This window comes from Streptomyces sp. bgisy159 (assembly GCF_057707805.1).
Map to the genome: position 1 here is coordinate 15,274 of NZ_JBYIQX010000062.1, position 21,413 is coordinate 36,686.

Genomic DNA, 21,413 nt, shown 5'->3' on the forward strand with positions numbered 1-21,413 from the left:
GGCCGGCCCGGTGTGCCGGGCGGCCGAGGGGTCAGCGGGTGGTGCGGCGCAGTGCCTCGTAGTGCGCCAGGCAGTCCTCGTAGCGGGCCAGCACGCCGGTGTCCCGGGCCTCGGCGACGGACATCGCCGACGCGTCCTTCCGCGACATCCGGGGTGCCTCCGACAGGCGCCAGGGCAGGTCGAGTTCCGGGTCGAAGGGGTCGATGTCCACCTGGGTGCCGGGCACGAACTCGGTGGAGCACAGATACGACACGCAGGTGTCGTCGGTGAGGGCGAGGAAGCCGTGCACCAGGCCCTCGGCGACGAACAGCGTGTCCCCGGACTCGGCGGACAGCCAGTTCGCCTCGTGCACGCCCCAGGTCGGTGAGCCGACCCTCAGGTCCACGACGATGTCGAGGACCGCGCCGCGCACCACGCACACCACCTTCGCCTGTCCCGGCGGCAGCAGTGTGCCGTGCAGGCCGCGCAGGGTGCTGCGGCGCGACACCGAGTAGTTCACCTGCGCCACGGGCACGGGACGGCCGAGCTCCTCGGCCAGCCTGCCGTGCCGGAACGACTCGTAGAAGCTGCCGCGCTCGTCACGGAGTTGGTGCGGGGTGATGTGGTAGGCGTCCGGCACAGCCATCTCTCGAACCTTCATGGTGGCCCCACCGTAGGTCGTCGGGATCGAGGACCGATCGAGGACGGCCGGTGACCGGCTCCACTCGACGGTGCCTTGATCGGTCCTCGATCGGCGGCTGCTTCAGTGGAGGGGTCACACTCGCGTGTCCGCGGGGCAGCACACGGTGTACGGGCGCACGCGCGCGGGCCCGGGAGGAGAGTCGCAATGGTGGAGGTCGGTGCGCTGGGACTGCCCGACACCGCGGACCGGGGGTCCGGCCGCGTGGTGGTTCTCGGGGCGACCGGGTTCGTCGGCCGCCACGTGGGCGCCGCCCTGGAGCGGGCCGGTCACGAGATCCACGCCGTGGCCCGTCATCCGCGCAAGACGCCGGCGTCCTGGCGCTTCCACCCGATGGACCTGGCCGACGCCGGGCCCGGGGCGCTGGCCGGACTCATCGACGCGGAACGCCCCGTGGCCGTCGTGAACGCGGCGGGCGAGGTGTGGTCCCGTACCGCCGAAGGGATGCACCGCAACAACCGGCTGCTGGTGGACCGCCTGCTCTCGGCACTCGCCGCGGCCGGCCACCGGCCGCGGCTGGTGCAGCTGGGGTCCGTGCACGAGTACGCGCCGCAGCCCCGCGGGGTGTGGCTGACGGAGTCCTCTCCGGAGGAACCGGCCACGGACTACGGGCGCACCAAGCTCCACGGCACCCGGGCGGTGCTGCGGGCCGCGGAGACGGGTGCCGCGGACGCGGTGGTGCTGCGGCTGTCGAACGTGATCGGCGCCGGCACCCCGCGGGGGAGCCTGCTGGGCCAGGTGGCCGCGCAGCTCCTCGACCGTCCGGTGCGGGGACGGGCCGCGGAGGTGCGGGTGTCGCCGCTGCGCAGCAGCCGGGACTTCGTGGACGCACAGGACGTGGCGGGCGCCGTCCTGGCGGCGGTGGGCGTCGCGGAGGCCCGCGGGCGGGTGGTGAACGTCGCGAGCGGCTCCTCGCAGCCGGTCCGGGACATGGTGGACCTGCTCATCTCGATCAGCGGCCGCCCCGCCCGGCTCGTGGAGCGGCCGGGGGCGGCCGCGCGTTCGCTGCCGGACGCCGACTGGATGGCCGTGGACGTTTCGGCCGCGCGCACGGTCCTCGGCTGGGAGCCGCGACGCACCCCCCGCGACATGGTGGAGGACCTGTGGCGGGCCGCGGCCGGGCACGAAGGGCCGGCCGCCGGTGGGTGAGGCGCGGCGGCGGACCGGAGGGGTCAGCCGGGCAGGAGGTCGAGGTCGGCCGTGCTGACCCGGTCGGTCAGCACGTGCTGGCGCAGCCGCTGGAGCCCGGGCGAGGGATCCAGGCCCAGCTCCTCCCGCAGCCGTGCGCTCAGCCGCTGGTAGACCTCCAGTGCCTCGCTGCGCCTGCCGCACCGTTCCAGGGCGATGATGAGGGTGCCCTGGAACCACTCGTGCAGCGGGTGTGTGCAGGTGAGTTCCTTCAGTTCGCCCACGAGTTCGCGATGCCGGCCGAGACGGAAGCCGGCGGTGATGCGCAGTTCCTCGGCCCGCAGGTGCAGTTCCTCCAGCCGCTGGGCGTGTCCGCGCAGCGCGGGGCCGTGCGCGACGTCCGTGAAGGGCGGCCCGTGCCAGAGCGGCAGGGCCCGGTCGAGGAGCGCGAGGGCACCGGCCGGATCGTCGTCGGCGAGTGCCGACCGGGCCCGGCCGGTGAGCAGGGCGAACTCCTCCGCGTCGCACTCCCCCGGCGCCACCCGCAGCAGATATCCGTGCGCGCGGGTGACGAGTGGGCCGCTCTCGCCGGGCCCGGGGTCCTCGCCGCCGTGCAGTGCCTTGCGCAGCTGGTACGCGTAGGTCTGGACGGTGGGGGTGGCGCTGCGCGGCGGATGCCCGGACCAGAGTTCGGTGGTCAGCGCGCTCAGTGGGACGACGTGGTTGCGGCGGGCGAGGAGGACGGCCAGCACCTGTCGCACCTTCGGCGCCGTGGGGGTGACGTCGCGGCCGCCGTCCGACACCCGTAGCGGGCCGAGGGTGCGCCAGGTCAGCACGGCGCGGCCCCGGGCGTCCGGTCCGGGTCGAGCGCCTGGCCCCAGACGTGGGGGTTGTCCCGGTACCAGGCGACCGTCTCGGCGAGTCCCTCGGTGAAGTCCTTCTGCGGCTTGTAGCCGAGTTCGACGTGGGCCTTGCGCCAGTCCACGGAGTAGCGGCGGTCGTGCCCCTTGCGGTCGGCGACGTACTCCACGCTGTCCCAGTCGGCGCCGCACGCCTCGACGAGCAGCCCGGTCAGGCCGCGGTTGTCGAGTTCGGTGCCGCCGCCGATGTTGTAGACCTCGCCGGCCCGGCCGCCGGTGCGGACCAGCTCGACGGCGCGGATGTGGTCGTCGACGTGGAGCCAGTCGCGCACGTTCAGCCCGTCACCGTAGAGGGGGACCTTGCGGCCCGCGAGGAGCCGGGTGACGAACAGCGGGATGATCTTCTCGGGGAACTGGTGGTGCCCGTAGTTGTTCGAGCAGCGGGTGACGCGTACGTCCAGGCCGTGGGAGCGGTGATAGGCCAGGGCGACGAGGTCGCTGGCCGCCTTGGAGGCGGCGTACGGCGAGTTGGGACTCAGGGGCTGCTCCTCGGAGCAGGAGCCCTCGGGGATGGAGCCGTAGACCTCGTCGGTGGAGATGTGTACGAACCGGTCGATGCCGTGGTGCAGCGCCGCGTCCAGGAGGGTCTGGGTCCCCAGGACGTTGGAGCGGACGAACTCGGCGGCGGCGGTGAGGGAGCGGTCGACGTGCGACTCGGCGGCGAAGTGGACGACCTGGTCGTGTTCGGCCATCAGCCGGTCGACGTGATCGCGGTCGCAGATGTCGCCGACGACGAGGCGGAAACGGCCGGATCCGGCGACCGGATCGAGGTTGGCCGCATTGGCCGCGTAGGTGAAGGCGTCGAGGACCGTGACGGTGACGTCGTCGGGGCCGAGGGGTCCGAGCAGGGTGCGGACGTAGTGGGAGCCGATGAAGCCGGCCCCGCCGGTCACCAGGATGCGCGTCTTACTCATCGGGGTGCGGCGCGTCACCGGGCGTACCGAGCGGCGCCGTCCTCCTTCCTCAGGGCGTGCGGTTGCGGTGCGCCGGTTCAGCGGGCCGCGGTGAGACGTTCGAGTTCCGGGACGACGGCGTGCGGGGTGGGCATGGCCGCCGACTCGTCGCGCAGCCGGCGTGCGGCGGTGGTGAAGGACGGGTCCTCCAGAAGACGCCGAGTGAGGTGCGTCACTCGGTCCGGGTCGGCGTCGGTGTGGTGCAGGAAGAGCCCCGCGCCGCTGTCCTCCAGGCTCCGGCCACGCAGTTCCTGGTCGGCGACGAGGGTGGACAGGGCGAGTTGTGGCACGGCGTTGACCAGGGCGGTGGAGAAGGTGCCCCAGCCGCCGTGGTGGACCACGGCGGAGCAGGTGGGCAGCAGGGTGCTCAGTGCCACTCCGCTGACGGCCCGGACGTTGGCGGGCAGGGCGTGGAGCTGCCCGGCCTGTTCGGGCATGAGCGCGGCGACGACGTCGGCGTCGAGCCGGGACAGGGCGTGCAGCAGGCCGGCGACGTCCACGTAGTCGCCGCCGTAGGCCTCGGTGTTGGTGCGGCCCAAGGTGACGCAGATCCGGGGCCGCTTGGGCTGTTCGCGCAGCCAGTCCTCCTGCAGGGCGGTGCCGTTGTAGGGCACGTACCGCATGGAGAGCTGCCGCAGGTCGCTCGCCGGGCGCAGGCTCTCGGGCAGGGTGTCGAGGGTGAACATGCCGTTGAGCAGTTCTTCGTCGCAGCGCACTCCGTAGGCGCTGCCGCGGTCGTCGATCCAGTCGGCGAGCGGGTCGGCCCGCTCGTCCTCGGGCATGTCCCGGGCGAGTTCGACGAAGGTGCGGCGGGCCTGCCCGTAGACGTCGGCGCACCACAGCAGGCGCGCGTGGGCGGCGCCGCAGGCGCGGGCGGCGATGCCGCCCGCGTAGGCGATGGGGTCGCGGACGACGAGGTCGGGACGCCAGTCCCGGGCGAGGGCGACGAGGTCGTCGAGCATCGGGTCGTTGTAGCGGGCGAACCCGTACGGGACGCTGATCGAGTACCGCTCGACAAGGCTCGCGTGGTCGACGTCGCCGTACCCGAGGCGGCTCCAGTTGGCGACGTCGGCGTCCTGGGAGTCCCTGGCCACGGCCATGTCGCGGTGCAGGTCGTGGTCGGTGCCGACCGGGGCGGCGACGAGTCCCGCGCCGGTGACGGCGCCGTTCAGGGACGGCGCGTTGGCCATCAGCACCTCGTGCCCGGCGGCCGTCAGGGCCCAGGCCAGCGGCACCATCGTGTAGACGTGCGACTTCTCCGGCAGGCCGGCGAACAGGACGCGCATGGGTTCCTCTCCTGGTCGGGTCCGTGGGGGCTGGGCGGCGCTCAGGCCGCCCCGGGGCGGTCCTCCGCCACGGAAATGGCGCTCAGCGGGCAGGACTCGGCGGCCTCCCGCACGGCGGGGGACTGCGCGACGCCGGGCCGGTCGACCAGCAGCACGGCCATTCCGTCGTCGTCCTGGTCGAAGACCTCGGGGGCGATGAGGGCGCACTGGCCGGCGCCGATGCACCTGTCGTGGTCGATCGCGATGTCCATGCGGTTTCCTGTGCGCTCGTCGCTCGGGTGGGACGGTCGGGTGGGGCGGGTGGAGCGAGGCCATCTTGCGGTGCGCGGGACGGGGTCGGGCCGTGCGGCGACCGCTGACTGGGGTTTCCTCCAGAACTTCGCACGCCGTGCCGGGGCGTGGGGCCCCGGGCGGGGCCGGCACGGCCAGTACGCGGTGAATCCCTAGACTGCGCGGCCCTCGCTGGCCCGGCCCGGCGCCCCCGTGCTGGAGTGACCGGGCCGGCGGGAACGCCGCGTGCCCAAGCCGAAACGTTCGACATCTGCGAAAGGGGAACCTGGGTGGCGCAGCACAGCAGCCCGGACACGCTCGACCCGGCGCCCGGGTCCGACTCCTCGCCACGACGCCCGCCGGGCGTGGAGCCGGACGGCGGGGCCACGCTGCTGGCGTGGGCGGCCCGGATGCGCGACGACCAGCCGGTGTGGCGCGACGGCACCGGCCATGTGCACGTCTTCCGTCATGCGGACGTGCAGCGGATCCTCGCCGATCCCGCGACGTTCTCCTCGGACACGGTGGGCCGCCTGTCGGGCGGCGAGAAGCAGGCTCCGCGCGGCACGCTGCTGCTCCTGGACCCGCCGCTGCACGGCAAGATGCGCCGTCTGGTGAGCAAGGCGTTCACGCCGGGTCTGATCGCCGGCCTGGAGCCGTGGATCACCGAACTGACGGGGCAGCTGCTGGACGCCGCTCCCGGCGACGCCTTCGACCTGGTGGACACGCTGGCCAATCCGCTGCCGGTGACGGTCATCGCCCGCATGCTGGGCGTCCCGGCCGAGGACCGCGACCGCTTCCAGGGGTGGGCGGACCAGTTGCTGTCCACCGACCCGGAGGACCCGGAGAGCGTGCGCCGGATGGAGGAGACGGCGGTCACCATCTCCGCCTATCTCCAGGGTTTCATCGAGGCCCGGCGCGCGGAACCGCGCGGCGACCTGCTGAGCACGCTGGTCGGCGCCGAGGTCGACGGGGAGCGGCTGGAGGACGAGGACATCGCGAGCTTCGCGACCCTGCTGCTGCTCGCCGGGCACATCACCACGTCGGTGCTCGTGGGCAACGCGCTGCTCTGCCTGGACCGTGACCCGGAGCTGTCGGCGAAGGTCCGCTCGGACCGCTCGCTGATCCCGGCGGTGATCGAGGAGACGCTGCGGTTGCGTCCGCCCTTCACCCGGATCGAGCGCGTCACCACCGCCGACACGACCGTGGCGGGAACGGCGGTCGGCCCCGACACGCTGGTCCACCTGTGGCTGCTGTCGGCCAATCGCGACGAGCGGGTCTTCGAGGACGCCGACGCGTTCCGGCCGGACCGCCCCAACTCCCGTCAGGCCGCGTTCGGGCACGGCATCCACTACTGCATCGGGGCCCCGCTGGCCCGGCTGGAGGGCCGGATCGCGCTGGAGGCTCTGCTCGACCGGTACGACCGCATCGGCGTCGACCACACGGTGCCGCTGAGCTGGCACGGCACCAACGTCTTCGGCGCACGTCACCTGCCGCTGCGGGTGCGCCGCGCCTGAAGCCGGGTGCTCCGCACACACATCGCCCCTCCCCTTCGCCGACGGAGTGACTTCATGAAGCCCAGGCCCGGTCCGCCCGTGATCCCCTCGGAACGCGGCAGGTGCCCGTTCGACCCGCCCGCGGAGTACGCGCGGCTGCGCGCCGAGGAGCCGGTCAGTCCCGTGACCTTCCAGGTGGCGCCCAAGGACACCTCGGGCTGGCTGGTGACGCGCCACGACCTGGTCCGGCAGGTTCTCGCCGACGAGCGTTTCAGCCACCGCAACGAGCTGCTGGCGCACGTGGTCGCCCCGCCGTTCCCGATGACCGAGTACGCGCCGCAGCCATCCCCGCCCGGGTCGTTCGCGAAGATGGACGCCCCCGAGCACACCAAGTACCGGCGGCTGCTGGCGGGGCACTTCACGCTGCGCCGCATCCAGGCCTACGAGCCGCAGCTGACGCGGATCGTCGACGGGGCGCTGGAGGAGATGGCCGCCCAGGGCTCCCCCGCCGACCTGGTGACGGACTTCGCGGAGAAGGTCAGCCTGCGCTCGGTGTGTTCGCTGATGGACGTCTCCCCCGAGCTGATGGACGGCATCCAGGAGCACTTCGGCGCGCTGATGACCCTCACGTACACGCTGGAGGAGTTCATCCACCACGTGGAGTCGATGGACGCGCTCATCCGGCCGATGGTGCGGGAGCGGATGGCGCAGCGCGGCGCGGACTTCTTCGGACGGCTCGCGTCGACCGGCGAACTGACCGAGGACGAGCTGGTCAACCTGGCGGTCCTCACCCTCGGCGGTTCCCTCGACACCACCCCGAACATGCTGGCCCTGAGCACCTTCGCACTGCTGGAGCACCGGGACCAGCTGGCCCTGCTGCGCGCCCGCCCGGAGCTGTACGAGGCCGGCGCGGTGGACGAACTGCTGCGGTATCTGACGATCTCGCAGATGGGTTCGAGCCGGTGTGCGCTGGAGGACGTCGAGGTGGGCGGCACCACCGTCAGGGCGGGCCAGACGGTCGTCCTGTCGCTGCCCGCCGCCAACCGCGACCCCGAGGTCTTCGACGAACCCGACCGGCTGGATGTGACCCGCGTGCCGCGCAAGCATCTCGCGCTGGGCTTCGGGGCGCACCAGTGCCTGGGTCAGCACCTGGCGCGGGCGAGCATGCGGATCGGCCTGCGCCGCCTGTTCGACCGGTTCCCGGCGCTGCGGCTGGCGACACCGGCCGAGGAGGTCCCGCTGCGCGACCGGGCCGTGCACTACGGCGTCGACCGACTGCTCGTGGCCTGGGACTGAGGCCGCCATGGCACGGAGGAACACCGCCGCACGGGCGGGGAGGAAGGGCCTGCCCGCCTTCCGCACGGTCGTCGACAGCCGTGTGGAGCGGGTGCACACCGTTCGCGCCGGGCGGGCCGACGGCCGCCGTGTGCGGCTCACCGGCTACGACCTGCTCACCGGCCCGTGGTACACGCCGCTGACGTTCTTCTACCGCGGCACGCTCGACGGCGCGGCGCTGCGCGACTCCCTGGCGCGCACGCTGCGCCGCTACCCGCTGCTGTCCGGGCGGCTGGAACGGGACGCGGACGGCGGGCTGAGCGTGGTGTGCGCCGACGCGGGCGTCCGGTTCACCGAGGCGTCCTGTCCCGACCGGATGCGTGAGTACGGCCACGGGCTGCGCGCCCAGCCGGTCGTCGGGAACCTGCTGCGCGAGGTGAGCGCCTTCGGCGTGGTGGGCCGTGACACCCCGCTGCTGAAGATCCGGCTGACGCGGATGTCCGGCGGCGGGTCGGTCCTCGGTGTGCTCATCAACCACACGCTCGCGGATGGCGGCAGCACCGTCGCCTTCCTGGAGAGCTGGTCCCGCGAGCACCTCGGGCTGCCGTGGGACGGCCCCGACCACGACCGCGACGTACTGGACCGCCTGGGCCGGCCGTCCGCAGATCCTGTGACGCGGGAAGCCCGGGCGTTCGTCGGGACGGGCCGGATCCGGCATCTCGCGACCACGCTGAAGGCGGGGATCAACAAGCTCGCCACGGTCACGACGCGCTTCGACGCGGCGGAGCTCGCCGCGATGAAGGCCGAGGCGCAGCGGACTCCGGCGGAGCCCGGTGCGTGGGTGTCGACCAACGACGCGCTGACCGCTCATCTGTGGCAGGTGCTCGGTGAGCTGAGAGCGCGCCCGGCCGGGGAGACCGAGTGGCTGGGGCTGATCGTCGGCGTGCGGCAGCGGCTGGGCGACGCGTTGCCGGCGTCGTACTGGGGCAACTGTGTGAGCAACAGCTGGACCTCGCTCACGGCGGGCCGGCTGCGCGAGTCGCCGCTCGGCTCCGTCGCGGGGGATGTGCGGCGCTGCCTGGAGAGCAACACCGAGGACAAGATCCGCGACGAGATCGCCTTCCTCGACTCCTACCGGCGCAAGGGGGTCTCCCGTCATGTGATGTCCGTGCGGGCGCCCGACGTGTCGACGACGTCCGTGTCGGTCAACAACTGGTCGCAGTTCCCGCTGTACCGGATCGACCTGGGGGCCGGGCGGCCGTTCTGGTACGAGTTTCCCGACCTTCCGGTGCCGACGGTGCACATCGCGCCCACGCCGGACGGGGACGGGGGCCGGGACGTCTACCTGTGTCTGCCCGAGTCCGACGCCGCCCTGGCCGGCACTCGACCGTGGCGGGAGCGGCTGCACGTGTACAGCGGATCACCCATCGGGCCGTGACCGGAAGCGGTGGGGTGGGCGCCGTGCGTCCGCCGCCGCGCAACCGGCCCGGTCGGGAACGCCCGGGACGAAGTCGCCGCTATGGGACAACAGTGATCGCGGACTTCCCAGTCGGCTTCGGGTGAGCCAGGATGACGCGTGCAGAAGAGGTGCAGGGACGGGTCACCGGTCATCACGGAACCTCCACTGGGGCCGCGCAACACACGTCCCGGGACCACCACCGGTGCTCCGGGAGGGAGGACAGGGCGATGACCGGTGCGCACGGGAGCAGTCCCCGGGAGCGGCTGCCCGGCGGACCGGACCCGGAGCTGGTGGAGCGCGAACGCGAACTCGCCGTCATCTCCCGGCTGGTCCGGAGCACTGCGGCGGGCGATCCCGCCCTGGTGGTGTTCGAAGGTCCTGTCGGCATCGGCAAGACGTCCCTGCTGAACGCCCTGCTGGACCAGGCCCATGACCTGCGCCTGCGCGTGGTCCACACACGGGCCGGGCAGATGGGACACCGCCTCCCGCTGAGCACCGCACACGCCCTGCTGGCCGGTCTGAGCGCGGACGGTTCGGCCGGGCTGCCGCTGAGTGTCTCCTTCGCCGTGCTGGTCGAACTGCACGAGGTCGTCCGCTCCGCCGCGATGGCCGGCCCGCTGGTGATCGCCGTCGACGACGTGGAGGAGGCCGACGCCGCGTCCCTGCGGTTCCTCGCCCACACCGCACGCCGGATGACGGGTCTGCCCGTGCTCCTCGCGCTCGCGCGGTGCAGCGGCGCCCATGTCGCGGCCCTGAACGAGGTGGCGGCCCTTCCCCAGTGCCAGGTACTGCGGCCCCGGCCGCTCACCGGATCCGGCATCGGCCTGCTGACCCGGCGGCTCGTCGGGACGGAGACGGACTCCGCCTTCCAGGAGTCCTGTCTGGCCGCCACCAACGGCAACCCGATGATGGTGACCCGGCTGCTCACGGGGCTGCGCGAGGAGGAACTCCCCCTCACCGCAGCCCACTTCGCGTCCCTGGACGAGGACGACGTGCCCGCTTTCCGTCCGCGTGCGCTGCGCCTGCTGCACCGGCAGCCGGAGGCCACCGTGCAGGCGGCCCGCTCGCTGGCCGTGCTCGGCGACGGCGCGGCACCGGAGACATGCGCGCGGCTGGCCCATCTGGACAGCACCGCCTTCGTCGGCTCGGTGCTGGTCCTGACCTCCCTCGGGTTCGTGACCTCGAACGACGACGGGACGTGGTCCTTCGTCCACGCTCTGCTGCGCAACGCCGTGCTCGGTGACATGTCCGAGGAGGAACTGACCTCCGCTCACGGCCGGGCGGCCCGGCTGCTGCACGACAGCGGGTCGAGCGCCGCGGACGTGGCGGAGCACCTGTGCCGCGCCGCCACCGTGCCGGAGCCCTGGGCACGGGCGGTGCTGCGGGAGGCGGCCCGCGAGGCGATGTTGCGTGCCGCGCCGGACCGGGCGGTGGAACTGCTGCGCCCGTGTGTGCCCGAGGGCAGCGAAGACGCGTGCGACCCGGCCCTTCTCGTCGAGCTGGGCGTGGCGGAGACGCGGGTCGACCCCAGGGCCAGCATCCGCCACCTGACGTCGGCGCTGGAGCGGGCCTCGCTGCCCGCACTTCGGTCGGCGGCGCTCGGTGCCCTCACCGAGGCGCTCACCCGTCAGGGGCAGGTGGCCCGCGCGATGGCGCTGCTGTCCCGGTACCGCTCGGACGCGACAGCGGCCGGCGTGGGGAGTGCGCAGCTGATGGAGGCGCAGATGCTGATCGCGGCCTCGGCGAACCGGGCCGCTTACGCCGAACTGCTCGAGACGGTGACGTTCGACCTCTCGCTGTCCGGCGAGAGCGTCGGGGAGCGCGCCCTGCTCGCGGCCCGCGCCGTGAGCTGCGTAACCCGCCTGGACCGTGTCGCCGAGGCCGTCGCCGCCGCCCGCACCGCCACCGCCCGCGGCTCGTCGACCACCGATGCCGTTCCCTTCCCGTGCGCCGCCGGACTGACGTTCCTGTACGCCGACCTGCCGCACGAAGCGGAACGCGTCTACCGGCAGTTACTGGAGGACTCCGACCCGCTGACCGACGAGAGCCGTCCGAGTCTGCTCGCGCTCAGCGCGGAGGCGCACCACAGACTCGGAGCCCTCGACGTGGCACTGCGGGCCACCGCCGCCGCTCTGCGGAACGTCGCCGTCTCACGGGCCGCCGCGCACCAGGCACAGCCGCTCGCGGTGCGGCTGCACACCCTGCTCGACCGGGGTGACCTGGCGGAAGCCTCACGTCTGGAGGCGGAGATACCCGACGCTCAGGACGACGCGTGGCAGTGGAACGAGGTGCTCTGCGCGCGTGGCCGACTGCACCTGGCGAAGAACGACCCCGAACGCGCCCTGGCCCACCTCGAGGAGTGCGGACGCAGGGAGGCGCAGTGGCGGCGCATCAGTCCGGCCGTCTCGCCGTGGTGGTACTGGGCCGGGCTCACCCGTCTCGCGCTCGGCGACCGACGTGCGGCCCTCGCGCTGGCGGAGGAGGCCGTCGGCCGCGCCCGTGCCGCACACCTGCCGTGCGCCCTGGGGACGGGTCTTGAGCTGTGGGCGGAGGCGGTCGGTGACGACGAGCGGCCGCCGCTGCTGGAGGAGGCCGAGCAGGTGCTGGCAGGCACAGAGGCGGCGCTGATACGGGCACGGGTGCGGGTCGCTCGGGGGAAGTTGCTGCACCGGCTCGGATACAACAAGGCGGCCCGTGAGGTTCTGCGTCAGGGCTGGGAGGAGGCGTACGCCGTCGGCTCCCGGTCGCTGCACAAGGCGGCCCACCGGGCCCTGCTCGCCACGGGCGCACGCCCGCGCCGTCCGGTCTCCCGCGGCTTGCCGGCCCTTACGCACAGCGAGACCCAGGTGGCCCGCCTGGCAGCGGACGGCAGGACCAACGCGTGGATCGCCGAGCGGCTCTTCGTCACTCAGCGGACGGTGGAGGTCCACCTGACCTCGGTGTACCGCAAGCTGGGGCTGTCGGGGCGGCGGGAGCTGCGGGACGCCCTGGCGGCGTCGGACACCGGCACGGCGGCACAGGGGACGTGACCGTCCGGGACGCCGTTCCCCGCGCATGCCGTTGTTGGGTGTCGGAGATCCGTCCATTCCCCGGCAATGACGACCGCCGGAAAACTGACCTCAAGTCAAAAAACGTCCGCGCCAATGAGGCGCGGAATGAAACCGTTCTCACAATTCAGTGAACAATGGAGGACCGGTCCCGGGCGGCTCACGACCCATTCCCGTGACAAGCCCTTCACAGGAATGAAGCACACTTCCTCCGGGACTCCGCCTCATCTGGCACGCCGTGCCACTGCACAGAGCCGTGCCACCGGAGCGGCGGCACACAACGAGCACTGTGGAACGTGGGGTTGCAGGCCATGGTTTGGTGTGCGTGAGACTCAGGAGGCTCGCGCTGGTCACGGGCGGATGACTTCGGTCACGGTCGTCGGCCGGCGGGCGGCTTCGCGGTTCGTCAGGACCAGCAGGGCTCTGACCAGCATGGTCACCCCTTTCGGGGCGGTGCGCACCTTGCTCAGGAGAGGCTGGTGAGCGTGCCGTGACCGGAGGCGGTGACCTCCGAGGTGCGTCCGGGACGTGTGGCGCAGACCCAGATCAGCCGTCCCTCGTCGTCGGCGAAGGAGACCAGGAGCAGGCGGTGGCACGTGCGGCTGCCGGAGGAGTTCTTCCGGTTCGCCGTGCCCCGTAGGCGCCGGGTGCGTATCTAGGGAGCCGTCCAGCAGGGCGGCGGTGGTGCGATGCGTCCCGTTGCCGCCTGCCGGGCCGCTGGTCACAGCGCAGTGCCATCGGCACGATACCGGCGATCTCGCAGGCGAGGCCGGGCCGAGAGCGCGGCGGAACCGGCATCCCTTGGGAACCCGACCCGCCCGATGATCTACACCGGGGCCACCGGCCGGTGTGAGTGACTGAGCCGTCACTCACACCAGACCCGTGACCCGCGAATTCCCGGTGCACACCCTCGATGTGGTTTCTCTGCCCGTTTTCCTCTTCCCTTGCTTTTCCGCCCTTGGCTGTGGCCTGCTGAGCACTCAGGCTTTCAAGGAACTTTGTTTGTGCCTACGGGAGTTCATCAGGCATGAGTGACTCCAGGGGGGAGAACCACCATCGTGTTATTGGAACGCGAGTCGGCACTGGCGCAGGCCGCCGCCGCGCTGCGCCGCGCCGAGGAAGGACAGGGTTCGTCGCTGGTCGTCCAGGGCCCGATGGGCGTGGGCCGCTCCGCTTTCCTCGGCTCCGTGTCCGACCTGACACGCGAGCGGGGACTGCTGCTGCTCAAGGCCCAGGCGTCGGCGGCCGAGGAGTGCTTCCGGCTGGGAGTCGTACGGCAGTTGGTTGACTCGCTGCGGGCGATCGCTCCGCGTGAGGACTTCGCGCGCTGGCTGCACAAGGCCACCGCACTGCTTCCCGACGGCACGTCGACCGCGCTCCCGCCGGACGACCCGGACGCCGGGCGCCCCCCGTGGTCCGCGCTCACCTGGGAGCAGGCGCCCCGCTGGCTGGCGGCGCTCCTCGGCTCCATCACCGAGGACCGGCCGGTGGTCCTCATGGTGGACGACCTCCAGTGGGCCGACACCGAGTCACTGCAGGCGCTCGCGCTGCCTCTCGCGCAGTGCGCACGGCGGCCGATCCTCTTCGTGTTCTCCGTGCTCCCCGGTGACGTGCACGGCAACCGGCAGCACGTACGGGATCTTCTCGCGCCGTCCACCTGCACGGCGGGACCGTTCACCGACCCGGGTCCGTGCGCGTGCGCCGATCACCCTCACCACCGGACGCTGGAGCTGTCCGCGCTGGGCATCGACAGCGTCCGCCTATTGGTGGAGCAGGCTTTACGGGAGCCGTCGGAGGCGGTGTTCGTGGAGACCGTGTCGGCGCGTTCCGGCGGCAATCCCCTGCTGCTGCGGACGGTGCTGGACGAGGCACACTACCTGCGGCTGCGCCCCACGGCGGCGCACGCGGCCGTCGCCGCGACGCTGCGGCCCGAGCGTGCGCGGCAGCGTCTCGACGCGTTCTTCCGGTCGCAGCCGGACCATGTGCGCCGCGCCGCCTACGCCCTGACCGTACTCGGCACGGCCGCGGAAGCCCCGTTCGTGGCGCACCTCGCCGAACTCGACGCCGTGGGGCTGACGGAGGCGATCGAGGTGCTGCGCCGTGCCGGTCTCGTCGGCCCGAGGGACTGCCGGCTCACGTCGGGGACGGTGCTGTGTGACCTGCTCGAAGAGCACATGCCCGCCGAGGAGCGTACCGCCATGCGCGGGGTCGCGGCCGAGCTGCTCCACCGTACCGGGCACCCGGCGGAACTCGCCGCGGAGCAGTTGATGGGCGCGATCAGTCTGCACGGACCGGAGGCGGTGGGCATCCTGCGGACCGCCGCGGACAGCGCCCTGCGCCGCGGTTCCCCCCGGGACGCGGCACGCTACCTGCGGCGGGCGCTGCTGGACTCCTCCCTGTCCGGACGCGACCGGGCCGTGCTGCTGATCGACCTCGCCACCGCCGAGCGCAGCTTCGCCACCGCCGCCTCACTGCGGCACGTCGTCGAAGCCGTTCCGCTCTTCGACTCCGTGCGGGAGCGGGCGGACGTGGTCGCGCGGCTGGGGCCTCTGCAGATGGACCCGCCCGCCTTCCGCATCGACACCATCCGGGCCGCCGTCGCCGAGGAGCTGGGCCGGTCGGGCAGCGGGGACTGGGTGGAACGGGAGCTGGCGCTGAGGCTGGAGGCCCGCGAGCACATCCTGTCGGCGCAGGACCCCGAGCACATCCGGCGTGCGCTGCGCCGCTTCCGCGATCTGGGACCCTCCCCCCGGCTGGCCACCACGGGAGAACGGGAACTGGTCACTTCCCTGATGCACATCGCCTTCGTCGCCAACGCCGTCCCGGCGGACCAGCTGACGGGGCTGTGCACCCGGCTCCTGGAGCAGGAGCCTCCCACTCCCGAACACGTCCACACCACTGTGCCACTGGCCGTGAACATCCTCTCCGGTGCCGGGCAGGTGGAGGGTGCGGCGAACTGGCTCCGCGAGGCCAACAGGCTCGCCCAGCGCCGGGGCGGTGACGTGGAGCAGGCCGTCATCCGCTGTGAGCAGGCCTTGGTGGCGCTCGCCGACGGGCACCGGGCCTACGCCCAGGCAAAGGTCATCCAGGCCGACGCCCTCGCGGGCCCGGAGACCAGCGGACTGCCGACCGTGTGTGCGGCCGTCCTCGCGATCGTCGCCATGAACACCGGCCGACCGGAGCTGGCGGAACAGATACTCGTCCAGCACCGGCTGCACGCCGAGAACCAGCACCTGGCGGCGCTGCTGCACGTCGCGCGCGGCTCGCTCGCGGCCCGGCGCGACGAGCCGCGGGCCGCCCTCGATCACTACCGGACGGCGGGCCGGCACACGGAGGGGATCGGCTGGCTCAACCCGGTCGTCCTGCCGTGGTCCTCGTGCGTAGCCCTGATGCACCACCGTCTCGGCGAACACCAGGAGGCCGTGGCCGCCGCGGAGCTGGAGGTCGGCAGGTACCGCGCCTGGGGCTCCGACACCAGACTGGGCCGCTCCCTGATCGTGTTGGGCAGGGTCACCCCCGGGCAGCGGGGTACCGAGGTGCTCGAGGAAGCTGTCACGCTGCTGGAGAAGGGCAGCAACAACTACGATCTGTGCCGAGCCCTGTACGCTCTGGCCGTGCGTCGGGAAGTCAGACCGGGCAGGAGAACCTCCGCCCTCGAACGGGCCCGGCAGCTGCTCGAGGAACACGACATGCCCGAGCTGGCCGAAAAGGTACGCGGGATATCAGGGAAAGAAACGGGGAAAACGGGAACGTCCGGCAAGCGGCTCACGCCGTCGGAGCGCAAAGTCGCCCGGCTCGCCGCGACCGGACTCAGCAACTCGGAAATATCCGGCCAACTGGGCACGTCCTCCCGCATGGTGGAGAAGCACCTCACCAACGCGTACCGGAAACTCGGCATTTCCGGACGCCCCGAACTGGGCACAGCGTTGAAGAGGCTCGACGGAGGACAGTTGGCCTGAACCGGGCGCCTGCCGGGCATCGAAAACCGATACCCGGCCGGAACCGGCTGCAGCCGGAGCGAGTGGGCTCTCTCGGACGGGACACCGACCGTCCGAGAGATCCCTCTCCGTTCTCCCCCGCCGAACCACCGAACCACCGAACCACAGTGTTTTGGAGCCACGCAAAAGTTTGCTTGACCCGTCTGCGGACGCATTCCTAGGCTCACCCGCAGGTACCCAAGGCGCTCATGAGGGGGCATCGACCACGACCCCGGACAGGCAGGCCCGACCAGCCGGCCAAGAGAACCGCCCACGGGTGGCAATCCCCCACAGTTGAATCCAGAAAGACGGTGCGTCGCAGTGACCACGCGAATAGCAGGCCCCTGGCACAACAGAGACAGGGGGGCGGCTCCGCACACTTCCTCGGCCCCTCAACGGACACAGCATGATGGCCGGCCACACATCGAGGCCAATCGCCGCCTGTACACGGCGCACATCGACACCGACATGCACATTGTCGCGGCGGAGCCCGATTTCTCCGTGCCGTTCGGCCGCACCTCCGCCGACGTCTGCGGACGGAATCTCTATGAGCTTCTCCACCCCAGCTCCCCCTCGGTACTCAAACGACACTTCAACCGGCTTTCGCAGGGGCGCTGCACTCGCTTCGCCTCACGCATGGTCGGCCTGGGGGACGAGGGCCGGGCCTTCTCGGGAGAGCTGACGGGCATCGCCGTCCAGAACACCACCGGGCTTGTGTCCGGCATCGTGGTGCAGGTGCGGCCGGACGACGCGGTGACCGGAGCGGACGCCGACGAGGGCGTCGTCAACCCCAAGGACCGGCTGCTGAGCAAGCTCGACGCGCAGGTCCTGGAAGGTGTAGCCAGCGGTGCCTCCACGGTGCAGCTCGCCAGTCGGCTCTACCTGAGCCGACAGGGCGTCGAGTACCACGTCGGTCTCATGCTGCGAAAGCTCAAGGCCCCGAACCGGGCGGCTCTTGTGGCGCGTGCCCACTCCATGGGCATGCTGTCGGTCGGCCAGTGGCCACCACGGGTGCTGCCGGATTTCATCAAGTAGCAGCGTCCCAACCCCGGCGGGCTACCCACCCGGACGGGGCAGCACGGCTCCTCGCGGCCGACGCCGCAACCGCCCCGCGAGGGCCCGGCGGCCGTACCGAACCTGTCGGTACGGCCGCCCGGCCATGTACGGGGCATCCGCCCCGGTACAAGACCGGTCTCCGCCGGCCGAGTGGCGGCCGCGCGCGGGCCGGTCGGCGCCGCTACTGCTCCAGTTCGCGGCTGATGAGGTCGAACAGCTCCTCGTCACTGGCCCCTTCCAGCCGGTCGCCGAGCGACGGGCCGCCGTCCGCCGCTCCAGTGCCGTCCTCGTCGCCGTCGCCGCCGTCCTCCTCGATCTCACCCAGGAGCGCCTTGAGCCTGGCGCCGAGCAGCGTGCGGACGTCCTGGTCGAGGCCGGCCCGCATGATGCGGACGACGCTGCTCTCCAGGTCGGCCAGCATGGTCGTCACGGTCCCGCCCCCGCCGGAGAGTTCGGCGTCCAGGTGCTGCGCCAGGGCAGCCGGACTGGGGTGGTCGAAGACCAGGGTCGTCGGCAGCGGCAGACCGGTGTCCTTGATCAGAGTGTTGCGCAGTTCCACTGCGGTGAGCGAGTCGAACCCCATGTCGCGGAAGGCCCGGTCGGCGCCTACGCCACCGATGTCGGCATGTCCGAGGGCCCTGGCGGCGGCCCTCCGGACATGGCCGAGAAGGGCTTCCGCACGCCCCTGCGGCGACAGCGTGGCCACCTGCTCGACCAGAGCGGGCCGCCCCGCCGCGGAACCGGGTTCCGCCCCCACGGTGTCGGTCCCGTCCGACACCCGCGCAGCCCCCGGAAGACCGGTCAGGAAGGGAGCGGGACGGCGACTGGTGAACGCCGGTACGAAGCGATCCCACTCCACATCGGCCATGACCACCGTGCCGTCGCTCCCGGCCAGCGCCGATTCCAGCCCCAGGAGGGCACGCCTGGGTTCCATTGTGCGCAGACCACGGCGCTCCAGTTCCTCCGCGCCCACGTCCGAGACCATCCCGCCGCCCGCCCAGGGCCCCCAGGCCACCGAAACGCCCACCGCCCCGCGAGCACGGCGCGCCTCCACGACCGCGTCGGCCACCGCGTTCGCGGCCGCGTACGCGGCTTGCCCGCCGCTCCCCCATACACCGGCGATCGACGAGAAAACGACGAAGACGCTGAGGTCCCGGTTCCGCGTCAGCTCCTCCAGGTGAAGGGTGCCTTGGGCCTTCGCGGCCATGGCCCACTCGACCTGAGCGGGCGTCGTCGTGTCGATCGGCTCGACGTCCAGCACACCCGCCACGTGGGCGATGCCGTCGACCTGGTGGGCGTCGAGCAATGCGGCGACCTGGGCGCGGTCGGCAACGTCGCACGAGACCACCTCGACGCGTTCCGCGCCCGCCGCCTCCACCCGGGCGACCGTGCCGGCCGCCCCATCGACGTCCGCACCGCCTCGGCTGGCGAGCACTACCTCCCTGGTCCCCCGCCCGGCGAACCATTCTGCGACCCGCACCCCGAGAGCACCGGTGCCACCGGTGACCAGGAGACGCCGAGGAACACTGCTGTCGTCGCCGCCCAGGGGCGGCGCCGTCGTCGATGCGGGCAGCGATGCGGGACGCAACCGACGGGCATGGACCGCAGCGCCGGCCACCGCCACCTGGTCCTCGTCACCGTGCGCCAACAACGCGACGACCGCGGCCAGTTCGTCGTGCCCCGGCTGGGGACTCAGGTCGACGAGACCGCCCCAGCGTTCCGGGTGCTCCAAGGCCGCCACTCGGCCGAATCCCCAGACGGCGGCCTGCGCCGGATCGCCGGGTACGCGGTCGGGTCCGAAACCGGCCTGGGTGAAGACCCACACCGGTGCCGACGCTCCGATGTCGCCGAGTGCCTGGACGAGTGTCATCGTGCCGATCACTCCGGAATGCGGCTCGGCCACGGACGCTGCCTCTCCCGTGTGGGACGCGGGCAGGTTCAGACAGGAGATCACACCGGCCGGCGCGCCCCCGTCGAAGGCCTGCTCCAGCGCGCGGGCGAGCGCCTCCCTGCCCAGAACATCGCAGGTGAGCCGCTCCAGCCCCGGGACGAACCGCTCGAGCCCCGGCACAGGGGCAGCGGCACCGGGCCCTTGAAGCAACAGCCAGCGGCCCGGGAGGGCACGTTGGAGCGGCAGCTCCAACGGCTCCCACTCGACACGGTAGCGCCAGCCGTTCACTGCGGCGCGGTCCACATGGTCGCGGCGCAGGTCCGACAGGGCGGGGAGAACCGAACCGAGCGCGTCCTCATCCACCCCGAGTGTCTCCGCCACCTCCTCCGCTCCCCGCCGCTCCAGCATCGACCAGAACGACGCGTCGCCCTCGGCGGCGGATCCTGCGGCCGGTGCCACCGTGCGCGCGGCGACCGTGGGCCAGAAGCGCGTGCGCTGGAAGGCGTAGGTGGGCAGGTCCACCGGCGGGGCGTCCGCAGCGGCGGGCGGCAGGGCGGTGGCCCAGTCGACCACTGCTCCGTTCACGTGGAGCAGGGCCATCGCACGGAGTACGGCCGGGTGTTCCGGGGAGTCCTTGCGGAGGGTGGGTGTGAGGAGGGCGGGGCTGTCGTCCGGGGTGCAGTTCCGGGTGAGGGCGGTGAGGGTGCCGTCGGGGCCGATCTCCAGGAAACGCGTCACGCCGTGGGCGTTCAGTGCGGTGATGCCGTCGGCGAAGCGGACGGTGTCACGGACGTGACGGACCCAGTAGCCGGACGACGCCAACTCCTCGCCGGTGGCGAGCTGTCCGCTCAGATTGGACACGACCGGAATGACCGGGGGCACGTAAGCAATACGCTCGGCCACCTCGCGGAAGGCGTCGAGCATCGGCTCCATCAACGGCGAGTGGAAAGCGTGCGAGACCCGCAGACGGGTGGTGCGGCGGCCCTGCTCCCTCAGCGTCGAAGCCACCTCCTCCACCGCCGCCTCGACACCGGCGATCACCACGGACCGCGGACCGTTGACCGCCGCGAGCGACACCTCACCGCCACGACCCTCCAGCAGCGGCACCACCTCCGCCTCCGCCGCCTCCACAGCCACCATCACCCCACCAGCGGGCAGCTGCTGCATCAGCCGGCCACGCGCCACCACCAGAGCACACGCGTCCTCAAGCGACATCACCCCCGCCACATGCGCAGCAGCGATCTCACCGATCGAATGCCCGATCAGGAAGTCCGGACGCACCCCGAACGACTCCACCAGACGGAACAGCGCGACTTCGAGCGCGAACAGCGCCGGCTGCGTCCACTCGGTGCGGTGCAGCCGCTCAGCGTCCGCGCCGAAGACGACCTCCCGCAACTCCTCCCCGACATGCCCGCACACCGCGTCGAACGCCTCCGCGAACACCGGGAAAGCCTCATACAACTCACGCCCCATCCCCGGCCGCTGCGCACCCTGACCCGAGAACAGAAACGCCGTGCGGCCACCGCCTCGTACCTCACCAACGACGGTGCGAAGCCCCGCCTCACCCAACTGGAGGTTCTGCAGTTCCCCGGCAAGCTCCTGGTGGGTGGAAGCGAGGACGACGGCACGCTGCTCGAAGGGACCCCGGGTTGTGGCCAGAGCGTGGGCCATCCGGACGGACGCACCGTCGCTTCGCTCCTTGAGGGCCGCAAGCAGTCGGCCGGCCTGCGCGCGGAGGGCCGCCTCGCTACGGCCGCTCAGGATCCAAGGCAGCAGTACCCCTTCTTCACCAGCGACGGGATCAAGATGCCTTGCGTCGTCCGGAACCTGTTCGAGGATGACGTGGGCGTTGGTCCCGCTCAGACCGAACGACGACACACCCGCCCTGCGCGGACGATCCGCGTCCGGCCACGCCCGTTGCTCGGTCAGCAACCGCACCGCTCCCGACGACCAGTCCACATGCGAGGACGGCTCGTCCG

14 protein-coding genes are annotated in these 21,413 nt (G+C 72.1%); 8 read left to right on the plus strand and 6 right to left on the minus strand.

All coding sequences use genetic code 11. The features are described from left to right. Nucleotides 1-31: 31 nt before the first annotated feature. Nucleotides 32-625 carry a dTDP-4-dehydrorhamnose 3,5-epimerase family protein gene (locus tag AC3ET3_RS33565; protein ID WP_432139694.1) on the minus strand — a complete coding sequence of 198 codons (594 nt, stop codon included), beginning with the start codon at nucleotides 623-625 and terminating at the stop codon, nucleotides 32-34. Between the two features lie 201 nt (nucleotides 626-826). Between AC3ET3_RS33565 and AC3ET3_RS33570 the strand changes: the two genes are divergently transcribed. Continuing rightward, nucleotides 827-1,828 (plus strand): NAD-dependent epimerase/dehydratase family protein, encoded by a 1,002-nt coding sequence (locus tag AC3ET3_RS33570; RefSeq protein WP_435613506.1) that lies wholly within the window; start codon nucleotides 827-829, stop codon nucleotides 1,826-1,828. 23 nt (nucleotides 1,829-1,851) lie between these two features. Here AC3ET3_RS33570 and AC3ET3_RS33575 read toward each other — a convergent pair whose 3' ends face one another. From AC3ET3_RS33575 to AC3ET3_RS33590, 4 genes are all read right to left on the minus strand, one after another. Further along, nucleotides 1,852-2,643: an AfsR/SARP family transcriptional regulator gene (locus AC3ET3_RS33575; protein ID WP_432139696.1), complete on the minus strand. Its 792-nt coding sequence runs from the start codon at nucleotides 2,641-2,643 to the stop codon at nucleotides 1,852-1,854. Next, on the minus strand, nucleotides 2,637-3,641 hold the full coding sequence (gene rfbB / locus AC3ET3_RS33580; protein WP_432139697.1) for a dTDP-glucose 4,6-dehydratase: 1,005 nt from the start codon (nucleotides 3,639-3,641) through the stop codon (nucleotides 2,637-2,639). Before rfbB ends, AC3ET3_RS33575 begins: the two co-directional genes overlap by 7 nt. Nucleotides 3,642-3,718: 77 nt before the next feature. Further along, the gene (locus AC3ET3_RS33585; RefSeq protein ID WP_435613507.1) at nucleotides 3,719-4,966 is read right to left on the minus strand and encodes an activator-dependent family glycosyltransferase; all 1,248 of its coding nucleotides are present in this window, start codon (nucleotides 4,964-4,966) and stop codon (nucleotides 3,719-3,721) included. A gap of 41 nt (nucleotides 4,967-5,007) precedes the next feature. After that, entirely contained in the window at nucleotides 5,008-5,217 is a 210-nt protein-coding gene (locus tag AC3ET3_RS33590; RefSeq protein ID WP_432139699.1) for a ferredoxin, read from the minus strand. A 309-nt stretch (nucleotides 5,218-5,526) separates the two neighbouring features. Between AC3ET3_RS33590 and AC3ET3_RS33595 the strand changes: the two genes are divergently transcribed. From AC3ET3_RS33595 to AC3ET3_RS33625, 7 genes are all read left to right on the plus strand, one after another. Further along, the gene (locus AC3ET3_RS33595) at nucleotides 5,527-6,750 is read left to right on the plus strand and encodes a cytochrome P450 (protein WP_432158690.1); all 1,224 of its coding nucleotides are present in this window, start codon (nucleotides 5,527-5,529) and stop codon (nucleotides 6,748-6,750) included. A 54-nt stretch (nucleotides 6,751-6,804) separates the two neighbouring features. Further along, on the plus strand, nucleotides 6,805-8,025 hold the full coding sequence (locus AC3ET3_RS33600) for a cytochrome P450 (protein WP_432158691.1): 1,221 nt from the start codon (nucleotides 6,805-6,807) through the stop codon (nucleotides 8,023-8,025). A 7-nt stretch (nucleotides 8,026-8,032) separates the two neighbouring features. After that, the gene (locus AC3ET3_RS33605) at nucleotides 8,033-9,442 is read left to right on the plus strand and encodes an acyltransferase (protein ID WP_435613508.1); all 1,410 of its coding nucleotides are present in this window, start codon (nucleotides 8,033-8,035) and stop codon (nucleotides 9,440-9,442) included. Between the two features lie 248 nt (nucleotides 9,443-9,690). Beyond that, nucleotides 9,691-12,492: an ATP-binding protein gene (locus tag AC3ET3_RS33610; RefSeq protein WP_435613509.1), complete on the plus strand. Its 2,802-nt coding sequence runs from the start codon at nucleotides 9,691-9,693 to the stop codon at nucleotides 12,490-12,492. 548 nt (nucleotides 12,493-13,040) lie between these two features. Next, the gene (locus AC3ET3_RS33615; RefSeq protein WP_432139704.1) at nucleotides 13,041-13,169 is read left to right on the plus strand and encodes a hypothetical protein; all 129 of its coding nucleotides are present in this window, start codon (nucleotides 13,041-13,043) and stop codon (nucleotides 13,167-13,169) included. Nucleotides 13,170-13,574: 405 nt separating this feature from the next. Then, entirely contained in the window at nucleotides 13,575-16,469 is a 2,895-nt protein-coding gene (locus AC3ET3_RS33620) for a helix-turn-helix transcriptional regulator (RefSeq protein WP_435613510.1), read from the plus strand. A gap of 486 nt (nucleotides 16,470-16,955) precedes the next feature. Next, nucleotides 16,956-17,522 carry a LuxR C-terminal-related transcriptional regulator gene (locus AC3ET3_RS33625; protein WP_432139706.1) on the plus strand — a complete coding sequence of 189 codons (567 nt, stop codon included), beginning with the start codon at nucleotides 16,956-16,958 and terminating at the stop codon, nucleotides 17,520-17,522. Between the two features lie 202 nt (nucleotides 17,523-17,724). Here the strand turns inward: AC3ET3_RS33625 and AC3ET3_RS33630 are convergent, their stop codons facing one another. Continuing rightward, a complete protein-coding gene (locus AC3ET3_RS33630; protein WP_435613512.1) occupies nucleotides 17,725-21,393 on the minus strand; it encodes an SDR family NAD(P)-dependent oxidoreductase in 3,669 nt (1,222 codons plus the stop codon). Nucleotides 21,394-21,413 lie beyond the last annotated feature (20 nt).